Origin of the sequence: Massilia sp. BHUDP2, assembly GCF_046236355.1 — a bacterium.
In the GTDB taxonomy this organism is placed as follows: domain Bacteria; phylum Pseudomonadota; class Gammaproteobacteria; order Burkholderiales; family Burkholderiaceae_D; genus Telluria; species Telluria varians.
Genome location: NZ_JBJUVW010000002.1, coordinates 824,493 through 842,615, shown reverse-complemented (window position 1 = coordinate 842,615; position 18,123 = coordinate 824,493). Strand labels below are relative to the sequence as shown.

The window sequence follows — 18,123 nt, the reverse complement described above, 5'->3', positions numbered from 1 at the left end:
ATGGGCGCATGAACATGCTGCGCAACTTGTCCCTATTGCTCTGTGCTGCCGGGCTGGCCCTGGCCGGTCCCGCAGCCGGCCAGCCGCTTGATGCCGAATGCCTGGTGCCGTCCAAGCCAGGCGGCGCGATGGACCTGACCTGCAAGCTGGTGCAACATGGCCTGCAGGGCCGGCCCGGTGCGCCGCGCCTGAAGCTGCGCTACATGCCGGGCGGCGTCGGCGCGGTGGCATGGCATACCCTGGGCTCGCAGCGCCGCAGCGAGCCGAATACCCTAGTGGCGTTCTCGGGTGGTTCGGTACTCAACCTGGCCCGTGGCAAATTCGGCAAGGCCAGCGCCGACGACGTGCGCTGGGTCGCGGCCTTTGGCGCCGATTACGGGATGGTCGCGGTGCCCGCGAACTCGCCCTACCACAGCCTGGGCGAGCTCCTGGCGGCGCTGCGGCGCGATCCGCGCCGCGTCCTGGTGGGCATGTCCGGCACCATCGGCAGCCAGGACTGGATGAAGATGGCGCTGTTGGTGAGCAAGGCCGGCGTCGACCCGCGCAAGATGCGCTTCGTCGCCTTGGAGGGCGGCGGCGAGCAGTTCGTGGCGATGCAGGCCGGCCACGTGCAGGCCATCTCGGGCGACAGTTCGGAAGCGCTCCTGTACGCGGGGCGCGGCACGGTCCGGGTGCTGGCGGTGCTGTCCGAGCACCGCCTGCCCGGCTTGCTGGCGGGGGTGCCGACCGCTCGCGAGCAGGGCTACGACGTGGTGTGGCCGGTGATCCGCGGGGTATGGATGGGGCCGGGCGTAAGCGATACCGACTACCGGCGCTGGGTGGCCGCGTTCGCGGACATGGAAAACGATCCCGGTTTCGCCCGCATGCGGGCCGAAGCCGGGCTCTATCCGTTCTCGCGCACCGGCGAGGCGCTGGCGCGGCACATCAAGCAGTCGATTGCCGAGTACAACCGGCAGGCTGCGCAGTTCAATCTCGTGCGCGAGCGTTAGGACCCGGCACCGCCCCTAGGGGCTGGCGATGCCGGGCTGGTCCCGGTCAGCGCTCGATCAGCACCGGCTCGTCGAAGCCCAGCTCCTTCATGCGCGGCAGCTGGGTCTTGGCGTCGCCCACCACCAGCCACACCATCTTCGACGGATCCAGGTACTTCTGCGACAGGGCCTGCACCTGCGGCAGCGTCATCGACTTGACGATGCGCTCGCGGTCCTTGACGTAGTCGGCGCGCCAGCCGTACTTGCTGATGTTGTCCAGCATGCCCAGCTTGGCCTCGGCCGTCTCGAAGGCGCGCGCATTGCTCTTGACCAGGAAGTTCCTGGTGGTCTCCAGGTCCGCTGCCGAGTAGGTCGGGGCGTAGTCCTGCAGGATCTTCTTGACCAGCTGGGTCGACTCGAGCGTGACGTTGCTGCGTACGCCGCTGGCGATGATGAATGGACCGGCGCTCTTGCTGCCGGCAAAGCTCGAGCGGATGCCGTAGGTGTAGCCTTTGCCTTCACGCAGTTCCTGGGTCAGGCGCGAGGCGAAACCGCCGCCGCCCAGGATGTAGTTGGCGACGGTGGCCGGGTAGTAGTCCGGATCGGTCGCCGCCAGCGCACGGTAGCCGATGTGCAGCACCGACTGTTTGGCGTCCGGCACGTCGACGAAGTAGACCTTGCCGGGCGCTTCGCCGCGCGCCGCGCCGGCCGCGGGGAGGGCAACCGGCTTGGCTTGCCAAGCGCGGCTGAGCGCGGCCAGGGGACGCGCCACGGCATCCTTCGGCAGCGCGCCGATCACGTGCATGCGCGCGTTTGACGGCGACAGGTTGGCGCGGTAGTAGGCCTTCAGGTCCTCGATGGTGATCGCGTTCACGCTCGCGCTGGTGCCGAGGATGTTGCGCGAACGGATGTCCCCCTTGCCGTAGATGAGTTTGTTGAAATTGCTGCTCGCGAGCGCGTTCGGGTCGGCTTCCTGCTGGCGGATCTGGCTCAGCACACTCTGCTTGACGAGGGCGAACTCCTTCTCGTCCCAGCGTGGTTCGAGCAGGATCTCGCGCACCAGGTCGACCGTGGCCGCGTAGTTGCGGGCCAGGGTGGTGACGCTGATGCGCACGTCCTCGGTCCGCGCGAAGACATTGATGCTCGCGCCCAGCTGCAAGATGGCTTCTTCCAGTTCCTGCGGGGTCTTCTTCGCCGTGCCCTGGGTCATCAGGCGCGCCATCAGGTTGGCCACGCCCACCTTGTCCGGATTGTCGAGCAGCAGGCCGCCGTCGATCGCGATATCGAACTGCACCAGCGGCACTTCCTTGTTCTCGATGCCGTAGACGCGCATGCCGTTCGCCAGTTTCGTGTCCCATACCTGCGGCACCTTCACGCTCGGGGCCGCGCCGTAGGGCGGTTCCTTGCTGCGGTCAAAACTGGACGGGGTGCGGGTGTAATCGGCATTCGCGCTCGGGTCGACCTTGTCCTCGGCGCCTTGCACAACTTTTTCCTCGACCACGTCGGCCTTGCTGGATCCGCTCAGGGCCAGGTTCAGCCTGCCCTTCGGGACGAAGCTGGTGGCGACATAGGGCTTGCCCTTGATGTAGGTGTCGTACACGCGGCGCACGTCGGCGGTGGTGACGGCCAGGGTCTTCCTGACGCCTTCCTCGACATAGCCCGGGTTGCCGGTCAGGTAGTTGTACTCGGCCAGCAGGGCGGACTTGCCGAGCACGCTGGATACCGAGCTGTAGAAGCGGGTCTCGAGGCCGGCCTTGATGCGGTTCAGGTCGCGCTCCGAGATGCCTTCGCGTTCGAACTTGGCGAAGGCCTGCCCGATCGCGCCGGCAACGTCGTCCAGCGGCTTGCCCTCGAAGGCGCGCACGCGCAGCATGAACTGGCCCGCCAGTTCGCCCGTCTGGTTGCCGATCTGGACGCTGGGCGCCAGCTTGCTGTCTTCCACCAGCACCTGGTAGAAGGGGGCGCGCTTGGTCTGCGACAGGTATTCGGCCAGCACTTCGAGCGCATATGAATCCGGATGCAGGTCCTCGACCGTCGGCCAGGCCATGGTCAGCTCGGGCAGCTTGGCAAAATTGTCTTCATGGGCCAGCTTGACGGTCTGCTTCACGACACCGGGGCGCTTGGCCATGGCCTCGATCGGCGCGCCGCGCTTGATCTCGGAAAAATACTTCTCGACCCACTTGCGGGCCTGGGCCGGGTCGAAGTCGCCCGCGATCACCAGGGTCACGTTGTTCGGCACGTACCACAGGCGGAAGAATTCCTTGACGTCGTCGAGGGTGGCGTTTTGCAGGTCCTCGAGCGAGCCGATCACCTGCCAGTTGTACGGGTGATCAAGCGGATACAAGGCCTTGTTGATCACGTAGCGGGTGTGGCCGTAGGGCGCGTTGTCCACGCCCTGGCGCTTCTCGTTCTTGACGACCTGCTTTTCCTTGGCCAGCACCGGATCGGTGACGGTATTGATGAACCAGCCCAGCTTGTCCGCCTCGGCCCAGATCATCTTTTCCAGCGCGTCCTTGGGCACCGTTTGCAGGTAGTTGGTGCGGTCCTGCGAGGTCGAGCCGTTGGCGCCGGAGCCGCCGATGCGCGCGCTCATCTTGTCCAGGCCGCCCTTGCCGAGGTTTTCCGATTCCAGGAACAGCAGGTGCTCGAACAGGTGAGCGAAGCCGGTGCGGCCGGCCTTTTCACGGGCCGAGCCCACGTGCGCCGTCAGGTTCACGGCCACCACCGGGTCGGAGCGGTCGATATGGAAGATCACGTCCAGCCCGTTGGGCAGGGTGAACTTCTGGTAGTCCACCTTCAGGCCGGCCGCCTGGCTGGCAACTGCCGGCTTGGCGGCGTGTGCGGGGACCAGTGCGGTCGACGTGAAGCACGCGGCCAGCAAGAGGGGCAGGGGAGACATCTTCATGCAATCGGATCCTTACAATAGAGAACGTTGGCCAGGCGGCCATCCGTTCCGGATGGTATTGTAATTTCCTGATTGCTACAATCACCGGCCGCGTTTGGCAGGCATGGAGAACGCACGGGCCAGCATGCCGCGCTGCGGCGTGAACGGCCGCGTGCGATCGACCTGCTTGAGGTAGCGGACGCCGACGCCGTGCGTGCCGGCCGGGTTCGAGAACGTGAACAGGCTCTTCGCCTGTGCCGTCGTGGCCGCGCACAACAGGAACCCGAGCAGGACGGCGCGCACGGGAGCGCTTGCCTCAGTCGGCCAGTTCACGAACCTGCACCATGAGCTTGCCGTTGGTGGTGGTCGAGTTCAGGCCCATATAGGTGCGCTTGCCGCTGTCTTCCAGGGCAATCCTCGGCTCGTTCTTGTGCATGAGCGGGGTGAGCCGGATGTTCCGCGTGCTGCCGTCGGACATCGTCAGCGTTTTCTCGAAGCTGCCTTCGAAGCGCTCGGCAAAGACGAATTTGTTGCTGACCTCGTCGATCGATACCGCGAAGCGCTTGACGCGCAAGGCCTCCTCCATGCCCTGGGCTTGCGCCTGCTTCACGCGTTCGATCCGCTCGCGCGTCTCGGCGTAGTCACGGCCGTTCTTGATGTCGATGGCCGCCGCAGCGGCGAAAGCGCCGGCGGCGAAGGCGAGGGTGGGAACCAGGATGGTCTTGAGTCGGAACTGCATGCTTGCCTCCATTTATTGGCGCTGAATTTCGGCGATGGCCGCTTCCAGCACTTCGTCGCGACCGGCACGTATGCCTGCGATCGTCGGCTTGACCTCGATATCGGGAACGATGCCGATACGCTGGGTCGGGCGCTTGTCGGGGTAGAAGACGCCGATGCCGCTGATCATGGTCCGCAGGCCGCCCGGCAGGGGAATCCAGGACGCGTTGCCGTCGGCGCCCGCCGTCGTGCTGCCGACCACCCTGGCGCGCGGCGCGGCGCGCAAGGCCATCGCCGTATACTCGGACTGGCTCTGGGAGATGTCGTCGACCAGGATCATCACCTTGCCGGCGTAGCGCGCCGCCTGCGGGTAGAGCGCGACGACCTTGCCCCATTTGAAGCCGCCCGGATTACCCAGGTCGCCCACCGTGAAGCGCGCAAAAGGGGTCGGCTTGTCGACGAGGTACTGGCCAAGGGCGAAGGGGACGAAGGCCGAGGGATAGTTGCGGATGTCGATCACCAGGCCCTTGGTATGCGCGGCTTTTTCCATATAGCCCGGAATGTCGGCGCTCTTGATCGACGACAGCTTGATGTAGGCGACGTCCTTGCCGAGCAACTGGAAGGTGTCGCCGGCCCGGTCGTTGGTGGTGGGGATCTTCAGGTCCTTGCGCGGCACCCGCGTGAGGCTCATCTCCATGGGTCCCTTGTCCTGGCGCACCGTGAGCTGCACCGGGCCGCAGTCGCCCTTGGTCAGGACCGCCCCCATGTCGCGCAGCCGCGTCGGTTCGTTGGAGGCCGCGAAATACGGTTTCCAGGACTGCAACAGGGTATCGACCGGGACGCCGCCGATCGCTTCGATGGTGTCGCCGATCTTCAGTCCCGTCGCCGCCGCGGCGTCCTCGCCCAGGTGGGCGCTGACCATGGCGCGCCCTTCGATGAAGCGCACCCGCACGGGAAGGTGGCAGCGGCCCACCGGCGGACGCACCTGCAGCGAGCTCCACAGGTTGGTATGGGTATCGTGGATGCGCGCGATGAGCGCGATCATCGCCAGCTCATGACTGGCGCGATCCTGTGCCAGCGCCACCGGCGCGATGGATTCGCGCAGCACCTTGTCCCAGTCCTCGTCGAGCTGGTCGCGGTAGGGCGCCCAGTATTCGATGATGTTCCAGAGCCGGAACAGGGACAGGAGCTGGAAGCCGGCGTCCGGGAAGCGCAGGTCCTTGTAGTCGGGCTCGTTGTCGAAGACCGGATTCTCGACGCCCGGCGCCAGCGAGACGTAGTACTGCTTGCCGGCGCTGCGCTTGCGGTAGACCTCCTTCAGTTCCTTGCGCAGCTCGGGGTTCAAGAGGCGCGTGTCGTCCAGCCACTTCAGGTTCGGCAGCAGCTGGAAGTCCTGCTGATCCAGGCTCGCGCAGGGATCGCAATCGGCGACCGGGCCGAACTTGACGATCCAGCGCTGCAGGATGGCGTCCGCGGCTTGACGGTTTTCTGCCGCCAGGATTGCGGGAAGGATGTCCAGCAGCGCGCCGTCCCAGCGGTGCTGCCCCGCGGTGACGGCGGGATGGTGATACTTCAGGAAGCCCCACACCTTGCCGGTGACCGCGAGGTTTTCCACCTGCAGCGGACTCAGGGCCTGCAACTTGATAGGAGAACCGGCCTTGAAATCGTGCTCGCCCGTGGCGGCCGGCGCGTCGGCCTGGGCAGGCGCGATCGGCGCCGCGACGATACTCAATAAGAAAGCGCTGCGGATCAGGTGTGTCAGCATGAAGCCGGTCTCCTTCTTTGGTTGAATTGTTCATGTCGACGTTACCAGAACCTCAGGCCTTGAAAGTCGCGGATTGTCACTGGGCTCAACAATGCGCCATGCTCTTTGCATTATCGATAAGATCGGGCCAAACCAATCCAGGAAGGACCACGTCATGTCTTCTCAAACCACGGTCAACGCGACCTACCGGAGCCCGCCGGGACTGCTACACACGGTCCTGCTTGCCGGGTCCATCCCCCTGTTCCTCGGCGCATTGCTGAGCGATATCGCCTACCACAACACCTACCAGATCCAGTGGAACAACTTCGCCTCCTGGCTCCTGGCCGGCGCCGAGCTGTTCAGTGGGCTCGCCCTCCTGTTCGCGCTGGTCAACCTGCTGCGGGCAAAGCGCAAGGCAGGGCGTCCACTGACCTACTTCCTGGTGCTGCTGGCAGCCTGGGTGCTGGGACTGGTCAATGCCTTCGAACATGCGAAAGACGCCTGGGCCTCGATGCCGACCGGCCTGGTGCTGTCGATCGTCGTCAGCGTGTTGATCCTTGCCGCGGCCTGGCTGGGACTCGCTCCGCAAGCCGCCCCACGCCATGGAGGTGCGCAATGAAGCCGTCATCGACCCTCGTATTCCTGGGCATGGCCCTGCTGCTGGGCGCCTGCAGCAAGGAAGGCGGCAAGCTGGCCCACGGCCCGGATCCGCAGCTGCCCGCGCCGGAACGCGGCTTGTTGCCCGATATGAAGATCGCCGAGCCGGTGGAATGGGGCAAGCAGAAGCCGACGGTCCCGCAGGGTTACAGCGTCAGCGCGATCGCGACCGGCCTGAAGATTCCGCGTCAGACCCTGGTGCTGCCAAACGGCGACATCCTGGTGGCGGAAGGGCGTGGCGGCAACGCGGCCAAGCTCAAGCCCAAGGACGTGATCGCCGGCTATATCAAGGCGAAGGGCAATACCAAGGTCAAGGGCGGCGACCGCCTGACCCTGTTGCGCGATGCCGATGGCGACGGCGTGTACGAACTGCAGACCGTCTTCGCCGACAAGCTGAACGCCCCCTACGGCCTGGCCTTCTTCGATAACAAGCTCTACGTCGCCAACCAGGACGAGCTGGTGCGCTTCGACTACACCGAAGGCCAGACCCAGGCCGGCGGCCCGCCGGTCAGCGTCGCCAAGCTGCCTTCCGAGATCAACCACCACTGGACCAAGGCGCTCACGATCAGCCCCGACGGCCGCTTCCTGTACGTCGGCATCGGCTCGAACAGCAACATCACCGAACGCGGCATGGAAGCCGAAGTCGACCGCGCCATGGTGTGGCAGGTCGATGCCGCCACGGGTGCGCACAAGCCCTATGCGACCGGCCTGCGCAACCCGACGGCCTTGGCGATCCAGCCCGGCAGCGGGCAGCTGTGGGCGGTGGTCAACGAACGCGACGAGATCGGGCCGGACCTGGTGCCGGACTACCTGACTTCGGTGCGCCCGGGCGCCTTCTACGGCTGGCCGTACAGCTACTGGGGCCAGAACGTCGACACGCGCGTCAAGCCGGGCGACCCGAAAAAGGTCGCCGCCGCCGTCAAGCCGGACTACAGCCTGGGCGCGCACGTCGCCGCGCTCGGCCTGGCGTTCTCGCTGCCGGCGATGGGCCAGGCCTATGCCGACGGCGTCTTCGTCGGCGAGCACGGCAGCTGGAACCGTGCCGATCCGGTCGGCTACAAGGTGATCTTCGTACCGTTCCGGAATGGACGTCCGGCGGGCGAGCCGATCGACTTCGTCTCCGGCTTCCGCGACGCCGACGGCAAGACCCGCGGGCGGCCGGTCGGCGTCACCGTCGATCCGCGCGGGGCGCTGATCGTCGCGGACGACCTGGCGAATACGGTGTGGCGGGTGGTTCCGAGCCGATAGTTCATGCCGCATGGGTAAGCGGAATGCCTACCCATGCCGCTACAATGCATGTCGTCGATGCAACACGGGCTATTGCAGCCAATCACCATGCCGCACCTGAAACACAGCCCGCTCAAGCAGCTGGGCTACGTCGGAATCACCATCATCGCGTTTCTCTGCCTGAACTGGATCAATGAGCTCCTGTTCATCCAGTTCGAGCAAAGCAGTGGCATCAATTGGGTATTTCTCCCTGCGGGCATCCGGCTGCTGGCGACGCTGCTGTTCGGGTTCGCCGGCTTCGTCGGCCTGCTCCTGGTGAGCCTCTACCTCAACTTCTACCATTTCGCTTTCACGGACGAGGTCCGTGCGGTGTATGGCGCGGTGGCAGGGGCGGGCGGCCCCTATCTTGCCTATCTCTTCGCCAAGCACTGGTTCGACCTGGGGCCGCGCCTGAAGAACCTGACGGCGCGGCGGCTGCTGTTCACCGGGGTCTTGTGCGGCGTCGTGAGTCCGGCCTTTCACCATGCGTTCATGTGGGTCCAGACTGGACTGGTGGAATGGACCGCGCTGGTCGCGATGATTGTTGGGGACATTGTTGGCATCCTGGTCGTGCTTTACATCGCGAAGGGCTTGATTACATTGACCGATCCGCGCGACGTGGAGTCGCAGCTCGACTGAAGAACGCCTGACGATCTGTTCGACGACTGCATGCGCCGTCTTGGCAAGAACATCGATTGCGGATTTAGTTCCTCCTACTCACTTGATGTGGGTTTATATCTGTCTAGAAGCGGGGCCTACAGTTTGATGTCTGCACTCCTCAATCCTTCCGAGGCTCCTATGACATCCTTTCTTGGTGTAAAAATTCGCCATCAGCTGCATGGCCAGTTCCTGCCGGTTTTTTTAGCGCTTTACGCTACCGCCGCTACAGGCGCCTCGACTAATATTGCAGCTACGCCCCGCTTACTTGAATATAGCGTTATCAATCTCGGCCGCGATGCCGGGTCCGCAGTCTTGAACCAGCGCGGACAGGCGGCTTTCACGAGTTGGGTGCTCGACGACGGATTCCACGGTTTCTTCGATGGCAAGCGGGTGCATACCCTCGTGCCCTCAGGCGGATCGTACGAATACGTGAACGCCCTGAACGATAATGGGGTCGTGGTAGGCGAATACCGGACGGCTTCCGGCGACTATCGGGCTTTTACCTGGACTTCCGCGCGCGGCCTGCGTGTGCTGCCGCGCAACGATGCTGTATCCGGTCCTGCCGGAGGCAGAGCTATTGATATCAATAACTTCAACCAGGTAGTGGGTCAGATCCGGTCGCCGATAGGGATCTACCCGCTTGCTGCGCGCTGGAATCCGAACGGCACCCTTCTCCATTTGGCGCCGCAGACTGCCAGGATCGCGCGTGCGGTTGCCATCAACGATAGCGGTATGGCAGTCGGAGAGGCTGAGGTACAGCGGTACGACAACCACGCCATGGTGTGGAATCCCGATGGCACCGTCATCGACCTGGGTACTTTCGGCGGCACTTTCTCGGCGGCCACGCACATCAATGCCAGTGGACAGGTGTTGGGACACTACTACAAGGATAACAACAAGCTCGGCTTCCTGTGGAGTCGCAAACACGGTATGGTACCGATCGGCCCGGATGGCGGCTATCGCAGCGTAACCGCGCTCAACGATGCTGGAGAAGTTGCCGGAAACAACATGATTATCAGCGGCAGCGCGCCAGCCATTCAGTATCCCTTTATCTGGTCAAGGGCTCAAGGCTTGCGTCCCCTGCCTTTAGGTGGCGCGACGCACGGCGAAGTGCTGGCTCTGAATAACCGCCGCGAGATGGTCGGTCTTGTCAATCGCGCGCCTGGCGACAGCGACCTCAGTCAGAGACGTGCTGTCTACTGGAACGGTGTCGCCGCTCCCGTCGACCTGAACACCCGGCTGTACCGGGCGCCGGCCAGCCTGGTGCTGTACGCGGCGAAGGCGATCAACGACAGGGGCACCATTTTGGCGGAGTCCAACGCTGGGCTGATCATGCTGCGCCCAGGAAGAGAAGGAACGCCCGCGCCGGTGTTGGGACCGCTCGTCGGTGCCGGACAGGACGGTGTCGTTGCCCTGGGTGCCTCGGTCGACTTTACCGTCGATTTCGTGGATAGTGATCTGGCCGAATCGCACCAGGCGAGGGCGAGCGTAAATGACGGATGCCCGCAACCGGTTCCGAGCCTGCGCGAGCGGCGCGGCCAGGGCGACGTCAGCGTACGCCATGTCTTCTGCCGCCCCGGCTATGCCTCGCTGAAGGTCAAGGTGATAGACCGTGCCGGTAATGCCACGCAAGTTGAACGCCTGTTGCTCGTCACCGATCCGCTCGGAACTCTCAAGTATCGGCAGTAAATCCCTTCTTGAAACGAAGAACGGCAAGTGCTTCATTGGATCCTTTCGCCATTACACACTTGCCAGGACGAAGATAAGGTCTGCTTCTGGCCCGATAGCGGAACTAAAGTAGAGTCTGCTTACAACCCAGCACAGCCCAGTACAGATATCGCAGAGCTGGCCAACGGTCCATCAAAAAACTTAGCCAGCCACTCCGGCGTCAATTGATGTTCCGGCGATAACTACGCCGTTCACAGCAAGCGAAACGTCAATGACTGTTTTTCAGTTCACCTATGCAGGGTCTGTCTCAGGAATGCGCTGGAGACACTACGGCAGGATCAGGTCAATCTCGACCAGGGCCCTGCCTTTCGCCACATAGCCGAGCTTGGCGGCGGCCACGTACGATAGATCAATAATCCTGTCAGAGAGGAAGGGACCGCGGTCGTTCACGCGAACGACTAGCGTTCGACCGTTCTCAACGTTCGTAACCCTGACGTAAGAGGGGATGGGAAGCGTCGGATGCGCAGCCGTGAGCTTCATCACGTCGTAGAGTTCACCACTTGCCGTCGGTAATCGGTGGTAACGGGTTCCGTACCAGCTTGCCACGCCACGCGCACGGTAGGGCATTAACTTGGTCATCGGCCGGTAGCTGTTTCCCATGACAACATAAGGCTTGAGCGTACCGGAGACAAACCGTTCTGCCCTAGGTACTGGCTCCTTGACTGCATCAATCTGCGCCTGCGTTACGCCTTTTGGTGGGCCATCGTTGAGGTAATAGCGCCCGCCAGCTTTCGTTGGCTGAACTTTTGGTGTCGAGCAGGCTACAAGAGACATCGCCAACGCGGCTACCAGCCCTAGTCTTGAACAGATAGGTAAATTGCTTCTCATCTTTGCCTTCACATATTTTTCATCGCGCCCGACGGTTCGCAGTTGCAATTAACGTGCAAAAGACCTGCCAGGCGATTCGAGCGCCCGCACTGCTAATCCAGCGGCACGCTACGGTAACGGTTGACGTCCGGCGCCGACACCGGCGCCGCCTCATTGCCCCAGCTGGCGCGCACATACGTCAAGACGGCCGCCACCTGCGCATCGTCCAACTCGTGGCTGTAGGGCGGCATGCCGTAAGGACGCGGATTGCCGGCGGTGCCGGGCGGGAAGCCGCCATGGAGCACCATCCGGATCGCGTTCACGGCCGGGGTGAGCGTCACCGCGCGGTTGCCGGCCAGCGGCGGATAGGCCGGCGCCTTGCCCTTGCCGTCGGCGCCATGGCAATCCACGCAATACTTGCCGTACAGGCGGCGTCCCTCGGCCAGCAGCGGCTCGCTTGGGCGTTCGCCGCTGTCCGCCGGCTTGTCCTGCGTCGCGGGGAGAGATTTCAGGTAGGTCGCCATCGCGCCCAGGTCGGAGCCGTTCAGGTGCTGCAGGCTGCGCGCCACCACTTCGGCCATCGGCCCGGTGGCCGAGCCGCGCGGCGATATGCCGGTGGCAAGCAGGGCGACGATGTGTTCCTTGTCCCAGTCGCCCAGGCCCGCCTCGCTGCTCGCGGTGAGCGAGGGGGCGTACCAGCCGATGGTCGGGATCAGGCCGCCCGAGAGTGTGTTGCCGGCGGCGCCCAGCCGGTTGCGCGTGCTGTGGCATGCGCTGCAGTGGCCCAGGCCCTCGACCAGGTAGGCGCCGCGGTTCCATTCGGCGCCGCGGGTGGGCTGGGGCGTGAACACGGCCGGGCGGAAGTACAGCAGGCGCCAGCCCGCCAGCAGCGCCTGCTGGTCGTAGGGGAAGTCCAGTTCGTGCGGCTGGTTCGGGCGGCGCTGCGGCGCCAGGCTCCGGAAGTAGGCAAACATGGCATCCGAATCGGTGCGCGAGACCTTTGTATAGTTGGTGTACGGGAAGGCCGGGTAGAGCAGCCGGCCGTTGCGCGACTTCCCGTTGTGCAGGGCATTCCAGAAGTCGTCGGCGGACCAACGGCCGATGCCGGTTTCCAGGTCCGGCGTGAGGTTGGGACCATACAGGCGGCCGAAGGGCGTGTCGAGCGCGCGCCCGCCTGCATACTGCGCACCGCCACGCGCGGTGTGGCAGGCCACGCAGTCGCCGGCGCGCGCCAGGTAGGCGCCGCGCGCGATGTTCTCGGGCGTGGCCGCCCAGGCGGCGGGCGAGGTCGAGGGGATGAATTCCTCGCGCGGCCAGGCCAGCGCCACGACGACGACGGCAACCAGGGCCAGGACCAGGGCATAGCGTTTCATGGCGCCTCCGGGGCGCTGCCGCAGGCCAGCGGCAGGGGGCGCGCGATCGAGGCGGCCGGGCGCGGGTCGGCGGGTGTGGGCTGGGCCGCGAGCCAGTGCGAGACGGCGTTCACGTCCTCCAGCGACAAACGGGCCGTGATCTCGGCCATGCAATCCGGCGCATGGGCGCGGCGCGCCTTGTTGCGCCAGGCGCCGAATTGCGCGTTCACGTAGTCGCGCGGCAGGCCGAGCAGGCCAGGGATCGTCGGTTCGACGCCGGTCAGGCGCTGGCCGTGGCAGGCCACGCAGGCCGGCAGCTTGCGCGTACTGTCGCCCTGCATGACCAGCTGGCGTCCGCGCTCGAGCAGCTGGGTGGGCATGCTGGACGCCTCGGCGGCGTGCGCCGCGGGCGGCTGGGCGGCGAAATGGCCGGCGATCTCGCGCAGGTAGGCGTCGGGCAGGTGGTCAACCAGGTAGGTCATGAGCGGATACTGGCGCCGGCCTTCGCGTAAGTTGAGCAGCTGGTTGTACAGGTAGCCGGCCGGCTTGCCGCTGATGCGCGGGAAGTAGCTGTCGTTCACGGGATTGCCGCGCGCGTCGATGCGCGCATGGCAGGAGGCGCAGGCCAGCAGGCGCTGGGCCAGGGTGTCCGGCACCTGGGCGGGCGGGCTGGCCTGCGGCGCGGCCTGGAGCGCACCGGCGGACAGGATCAGGACTGCGAACAGCATGCGGCGTCGATTCATGGATGAACTCGGCAGTAGCAATGCCGGCATGATAACGCGCTTAGGGCTGTCGTAGGTCAGGAAGCGCGGCGCGGCGGCAGGCTGGTGTCGTCGGCGGGCGGATTGGCGAGCCAGTGGCGGTACAGGCGCAGGGCCACGTGGGCGTCGTCGGCCGCGTACAGCACCTGCTTGTCGCTCAGCTGGGGCAGGGCCCAGTTGGTGGTGGTGATGCGGCGCGACTTCTGCAGGCGCTGGCCGAAGAAGCGCGCCACCGCGGTCTTGGCGCCGAGCGTGTTGCGTTCGCCGCGCCGGCGCATGGCCGTGGCCAGGTCCAGCACCTTGCGCGCGTCGATGCCGAGCTTGCTGCGCAGGCGTTTCAGGTCGTCGCCCAGCCCGAAGCCGACCTTCAGGATGCTCTCGGATTCGAGCACGGGCTTGAGCACTTCCAGCGCCGTCTGTGCGCTGGCGGCGCTGCCGATCTGGAACAGGTAGGCGATGTCGTCGGTAGCAAGCTGCACCAGGTGCGGTCCGGTCGAGACCTCGCCCTTGGAAAAGGTGGGCTTGGATTCGGTGTCGAAGCCGATGACATCGGCCTGCGACAGCGCCGCCAGCGCGGCCGCCGCCTCGACCGGCGTGCGCACGATGCGCACGTCCGTCAGGCGGATGCCTTCGTAGGGCGGCAGCAGTTCGTCGGACTCTGCGACGCTCGGCCCGGACATCAGTTGCGCGAGAACTTGGCCGCGAGGGCGTTGAGCTTTTCCTGGCGCTGGCGGTTCGCCTCTTCGGCCGCGGCAGCTTCGCGCTCGGCCTTCTTGCGCTCGGCTTCCTTCTTGAAGCGCTCCTGCAGCTGTTCCTTGGCGTGCTGGCGGTGGGTGTCGGTGACTTCGGCGCCCGGGCTGCCGTCGAGGTTGTAGCGGACCTTGGCCTTTTCCATGGCGCGCAGGTAGCGCATCGAGCCGGTATGGATGCCGAGCGCGGCGCGCATGGCCTTGCGGTTCAGGTCGGGCATCTGCGCCAGCAGCTGCTTGTCGATGCCGATCGCCAGCGGCAGGCAGTCGCGGAAGGCCGGGAACTCCTGTTGCAGCTGCTTGAGCAGCGCGCGGGCCGACGGGGCCGGGGCGGCGCCGGCAGGGGCGGCGGCCGGCGCTTCTGCGGCAGGCGCGTCGCCGGCCGCCCCGTCCTGTGCGGGCGCCGGGGTGGACGTGTCCACGGATGGCGGCGTGTCGGGCGTGGCAGGAGCGGTGGTGTCGACGGTCTCGGCAGCGGTAGTGGTATTCATTGACTTCATTGTAAGAACGGGAAAACGAAGGATAGCACGGCGCCCGTACGCCGGTGCGGGCCGTATTGTACTTGTTCCATTAATCTTGAGAATTTGATTGAAGATCCGATGCGGGCGGATAGGCGTGCTGCCGCGAAATCGTGTATGATCCGCCTCTTGCCTTGCGCACGGCTTGCGCCGGCGCAGATGGGTCGGAGGACCCGGCGAAGCGCCCGTGTCATATTCAGATTGGTGATATCCCTTATCGGATATTTCAATTATCACCAATTCTTGCAATGCGGCATAATATCGCCTTCCTCCTGTTCTTCGCTGAACATGAGATGCAAGCCCGTTTCATCCGACGGGCTTTTTTTCGTTCCGACATGCGCACCGTGATTTCAAACACCGTTTACTTTTCCCCAGCCCGCCGCCATCCCGCCAGGAGTGCAGGCCGCCCCGGGGGAAGCGTGCTTGAAGTCCGCGTGTCCGCCCTCAGCTAGGGCCATCCCGCTTCCAAACCCACACCGGACCCGACCTTGGGTCCCGCTGACATTGATTCGCAGGCAGCCGCATGCCTCGACTGGAGAGAGCTTTACTATGAAAAACACCGCCAAGACACTGACACTGACCGCCAAGAAAACGCCCGCCAAGGCTACGGCACAGCTGGCAGTGCCGAAAACCGCGACCTCCTACTTCCTCGAGACGGAAGCGGCGGCCAAGGTGACGGTGGTGAAGACCCGCTCGCGCCTGGCGTCGGCCAAGGCCGCGCTGGAAGCGGAGCAGGCGCCTGGCGAGGTGGAAGCCGCGGCGAACGAAGCCGTGCTGGACACCCCGGCCGTCGCCGAGCCGGTGGCGGACGTTGTCGAAGCGGTCGTCGAAGCCGCGCCGGTTGCACCGGTTGCACAGGCCGAGGCTGCTCCGGCCGCCGAGCCGGCGCCGTTCGAAGACTATACGGCCGCCGTGCCGAACGCCGCGGCGACCGTGGTCGTGCGCAAGCGCGGCTCGAAGCTGGCCGCCCTGAAAGCCGCCTCTGCCGAAGAAGCGCCGCAGGCCGAGGCCGCGCCCGCAGCAGCGGCTGCACCCGCCGCGCCGGCCGCGGAAGAAGCCCCGGCCGCGCCGAAGGTCGTGCGCACCCGTACCCGCCGCACCGACGCCAACGCACTGCCGGCGCCGGCAGTCCCGAGCAGCGCCGTGGGCGCCGTCAGCGCCACCACCGACGCCGCCGCACTGGCCGCGATCGACACCTCGGGCTATCTGCTGCCGCAGGTGAAGGTCCCGGGCCGCCGCGGCCGCAAGCCGAGCGAATTCGTGCCGGAGAACGACGAAGTCGCGGCACTGAACGCGGTCGAGCGCGCCGAAATGAAGGCCGCCTCCAAGCTGCGCGAGCGCAAGGCCAAGGGCCTGGCCGGCATGCTGGGCGGCGAAAGCGGCTTCTCGGAAGCGGAACTGGAGAAGCGCCGCCAGCAGATCAAGAACCTGATCAACATGGGCAAGGAGCGCGGCTACCTGACCCACGCCCAGATCAACGACCAGCTGCCGGAAAACATCGTCGATCCGGAAGCGATCGAAGGCATCATCGCGACCTTCAACGACATGGGCATCGCGATCTACGAGCGCGCCCCGGAAGCCGAAATGATGCTGCTGTCGGATAACGTGCCGACCGCCACCAGCGACGACGAAGTGGAAGCGGCCGCCGCGACCGCGCTGTCGACCGTCGATTCCGACTTCGGCCGCACCACCGACCCGGTCCGCATGTACATGCGTGAAATGGGCGCGGTGTCGCTGCTGACGCGCGAAGGCGAGATCGAGATCGCCAAGCGCATCGAGGACGGCCTGAAGGACATGGTGCAGGCGATCTCGGCTTGCCCGACCACGATCTCGGAGATCATCGCGCTGTCGCACAAGATCGCGTCCGACGAGATGAAGATCGACGACGTGGTGGACGGCTTCGTCGACCTGAACGATGCCGCGCCTGCGCCCGCCGCCGCGCCGGCACGCGCCGGCGACGACGAGGAAGAAGAAGAGGAAGTCGAGGAAGAGGAAGAAGAGGGCGCCGCCGGCGGTGGCGCGGCCGGCTACTCGACCGAGCAGCTGGCGCAGCTGCGCAAGAGCGCGCTCGAGAAGTTCGCCCTGATCGAGAAGCAGTTCGACCGCATGGGCCACGCCTTCAAGACCAGCGGCTATGGTTCGGACGAGTATGAGGAGGCCCAGGCCATCATCTCGAACGAGCTGCTGGGCATCCGCTTCACCGCCAAGATCGTGGAAAAGCTGTGCGACACCCTGCGCGGCCAGATGGACGAAGTGCGTTCGATCGAGCGCGCCGTGCTGGACATCTGCGTGAACCGCTGCGGCATGCCGCGCGCCCACTTCATCAAGGTCTTCCCGGGCAACGAGACCGACCTGGCATGGGGCGACCGCGAAGTCGACTGCGCCTACCCGTACAGCGCGGTGCTGAGCCGGAACCTGCCGGCCATCAAGGAGCTGCAGCAGCGCATGATCGACCTGCAGGCGCGCGTAGCGCTGCCGCTGGCCGACCTGCGCCGCATCAACAAGCAGATGGCGGCAGGCGAGAAGCGCGCCCGCCAGGCCAAGCGCGAAATGACCGTGGCCAACCTGCGCCTGGTGATCTCGATCGCCAAGAAATACATCAACCGCGGCCTGCAATTCCTCGACCTGATCCAGGAAGGCAATATCGGCCTGCTGAAGGCGGTGGACAAGTTCGAGTACCGCCGTGGTTATAAATTCTCGACCTACGCGACCTGGTGGATCCGCCAGGCGATCACGCGTTCGATCGCGGACATGGCCCGCACCATCCGCGTGCCGGTGCACATGATCGAGACCATCAACAAGATGAACCGCATCTCGCGCCAGATCATGCAGGAAACCGGCAGCGAGCCGGACCTGCCGACCCTGGCGGCCAAGATGGAAATGCCGGAGAACAAGGTTCGCGAGATCATGAAGATCGCGAAGGAACCGATTTCGATGGAAACCCCGATGGGCGAGGACGGCGATTCGCAGCTGGGCGACTTCATCGAGGACAACACCACCCTGGCGCCGCTGGACGCCGCGCTGCACGCCTCGATGCGCAACGTGATCAAGGAAGTGCTGGACTCGCTGACCCCGCGCGAAGCCAAGGTGCTGCGCATGCGCTACGGCGTCGAGATGTCGAACGACCACACGCTGGAAGAAGTGGGCAAGCAGTTCGACGTCACCCGCGAGCGTATCCGCCAGATCGAAGCCAAGGCGATGAGCAAGCTGCGCCAGCCGTCGCGTTCGGACAAGCTGAAGACCTTCCTGCACAACCAGTAATTTTTACCATTCGGTAAAAAATAGACATGCCGTCCAGTGCTGAGCTGGGCG

At 65.1% G+C, this 18,123-nt stretch carries 15 protein-coding genes; 6 read left to right on the top strand and 9 right to left on the bottom strand.

Annotation, left to right across the window (positions count from 1 at the left end; translation table 11 throughout):
- Nucleotides 1–8 precede the first annotated feature (8 nt).
- Nucleotides 9–989, top strand: coding sequence for a tripartite tricarboxylate transporter substrate binding protein (locus ACK6C6_RS14360; RefSeq protein WP_409267854.1), 981 nt, complete (start codon nucleotides 9–11; stop codon nucleotides 987–989).
- A gap of 46 nt (nucleotides 990–1,035) precedes the next feature.
- Here the strand turns inward: ACK6C6_RS14360 and ACK6C6_RS14355 are convergent, their stop codons facing one another.
- The 4 genes from ACK6C6_RS14355 to ACK6C6_RS14340 all read right to left on the bottom strand — a co-directional run bounded on the left by ACK6C6_RS14355 (nucleotide 1,036) and on the right by ACK6C6_RS14340 (nucleotide 6,334).
- Nucleotides 1,036–3,873 (bottom strand): M16 family metallopeptidase, encoded by a 2,838-nt coding sequence (locus ACK6C6_RS14355; RefSeq protein ID WP_409267853.1) that lies wholly within the window; start codon nucleotides 3,871–3,873, stop codon nucleotides 1,036–1,038.
- Between the two features lie 81 nt (nucleotides 3,874–3,954).
- The gene (locus ACK6C6_RS14350) at nucleotides 3,955–4,155 is read right to left on the bottom strand and encodes a hypothetical protein (protein ID WP_409267852.1); all 201 of its coding nucleotides are present in this window, start codon (nucleotides 4,153–4,155) and stop codon (nucleotides 3,955–3,957) included.
- A 13-nt stretch (nucleotides 4,156–4,168) separates the two neighbouring features.
- A complete protein-coding gene (locus ACK6C6_RS14345) occupies nucleotides 4,169–4,591 on the bottom strand; it encodes a hypothetical protein (protein ID WP_409267851.1) in 423 nt (140 codons plus the stop codon).
- A gap of 12 nt (nucleotides 4,592–4,603) precedes the next feature.
- Nucleotides 4,604–6,334, bottom strand: coding sequence for a S41 family peptidase (locus ACK6C6_RS14340; protein WP_409267850.1), 1,731 nt, complete (start codon nucleotides 6,332–6,334; stop codon nucleotides 4,604–4,606).
- Nucleotides 6,335–6,488: 154 nt separating this feature from the next.
- Here ACK6C6_RS14340 and ACK6C6_RS14335 point away from each other — a divergent pair, with 154 nt between their 5' ends.
- From ACK6C6_RS14335 to ACK6C6_RS14320, 4 genes are all read left to right on the top strand, one after another.
- Nucleotides 6,489–6,932 (top strand): DUF2231 domain-containing protein, encoded by a 444-nt coding sequence (locus ACK6C6_RS14335; protein ID WP_409267849.1) that lies wholly within the window; start codon nucleotides 6,489–6,491, stop codon nucleotides 6,930–6,932.
- The gene (locus ACK6C6_RS14330) at nucleotides 6,929–8,218 is read left to right on the top strand and encodes a PQQ-dependent sugar dehydrogenase (RefSeq protein ID WP_409267848.1); all 1,290 of its coding nucleotides are present in this window, start codon (nucleotides 6,929–6,931) and stop codon (nucleotides 8,216–8,218) included. Before ACK6C6_RS14335 ends, ACK6C6_RS14330 begins: the two co-directional genes overlap by 4 nt.
- Before the next feature lie 87 nt (nucleotides 8,219–8,305).
- On the top strand, nucleotides 8,306–8,875 hold the full coding sequence (locus ACK6C6_RS14325) for a hypothetical protein (protein WP_409267847.1): 570 nt from the start codon (nucleotides 8,306–8,308) through the stop codon (nucleotides 8,873–8,875).
- Between the two features lie 159 nt (nucleotides 8,876–9,034).
- Nucleotides 9,035–10,585: a hypothetical protein gene (locus tag ACK6C6_RS14320; RefSeq protein ID WP_409267846.1), complete on the top strand. Its 1,551-nt coding sequence runs from the start codon at nucleotides 9,035–9,037 to the stop codon at nucleotides 10,583–10,585.
- A 306-nt stretch (nucleotides 10,586–10,891) separates the two neighbouring features.
- Here the strand turns inward: ACK6C6_RS14320 and ACK6C6_RS14315 are convergent, their stop codons facing one another.
- Genes ACK6C6_RS14315 through ACK6C6_RS14295 form a run of 5 tightly spaced genes read right to left on the bottom strand, consistent with a single transcriptional unit; the run spans nucleotide 10,892 to nucleotide 14,784 of the window.
- Nucleotides 10,892–11,500 (bottom strand): septal ring lytic transglycosylase RlpA family protein, encoded by a 609-nt coding sequence (locus ACK6C6_RS14315; RefSeq protein ID WP_409267845.1) that lies wholly within the window; start codon nucleotides 11,498–11,500, stop codon nucleotides 10,892–10,894.
- A 44-nt stretch (nucleotides 11,501–11,544) separates the two neighbouring features.
- The gene (locus tag ACK6C6_RS14310; protein ID WP_409267844.1) at nucleotides 11,545–12,804 is read right to left on the bottom strand and encodes a c-type cytochrome; all 1,260 of its coding nucleotides are present in this window, start codon (nucleotides 12,802–12,804) and stop codon (nucleotides 11,545–11,547) included.
- Nucleotides 12,801–13,526 carry a c-type cytochrome gene (locus tag ACK6C6_RS14305; RefSeq protein WP_409267843.1) on the bottom strand — a complete coding sequence of 242 codons (726 nt, stop codon included), beginning with the start codon at nucleotides 13,524–13,526 and terminating at the stop codon, nucleotides 12,801–12,803. The genes ACK6C6_RS14310 and ACK6C6_RS14305 overlap by 4 nt, the downstream gene beginning before the upstream one ends.
- A gap of 56 nt (nucleotides 13,527–13,582) precedes the next feature.
- The gene (locus tag ACK6C6_RS14300) at nucleotides 13,583–14,224 is read right to left on the bottom strand and encodes a 3'-5' exonuclease (RefSeq protein WP_209588567.1); all 642 of its coding nucleotides are present in this window, start codon (nucleotides 14,222–14,224) and stop codon (nucleotides 13,583–13,585) included.
- Nucleotides 14,224–14,784 carry a ProQ/FINO family protein gene (locus ACK6C6_RS14295; RefSeq protein ID WP_409267842.1) on the bottom strand — a complete coding sequence of 187 codons (561 nt, stop codon included), beginning with the start codon at nucleotides 14,782–14,784 and terminating at the stop codon, nucleotides 14,224–14,226. Before ACK6C6_RS14295 ends, ACK6C6_RS14300 begins: the two co-directional genes overlap by 1 nt.
- A 576-nt stretch (nucleotides 14,785–15,360) precedes the next feature.
- Between ACK6C6_RS14295 and rpoD the strand changes: the two genes are divergently transcribed.
- Entirely contained in the window at nucleotides 15,361–18,072 is a 2,712-nt protein-coding gene (gene rpoD, locus ACK6C6_RS14290) for an RNA polymerase sigma factor RpoD (RefSeq protein WP_409267841.1), read from the top strand.
- Nucleotides 18,073–18,123: the final 51 nt, after the last annotated feature.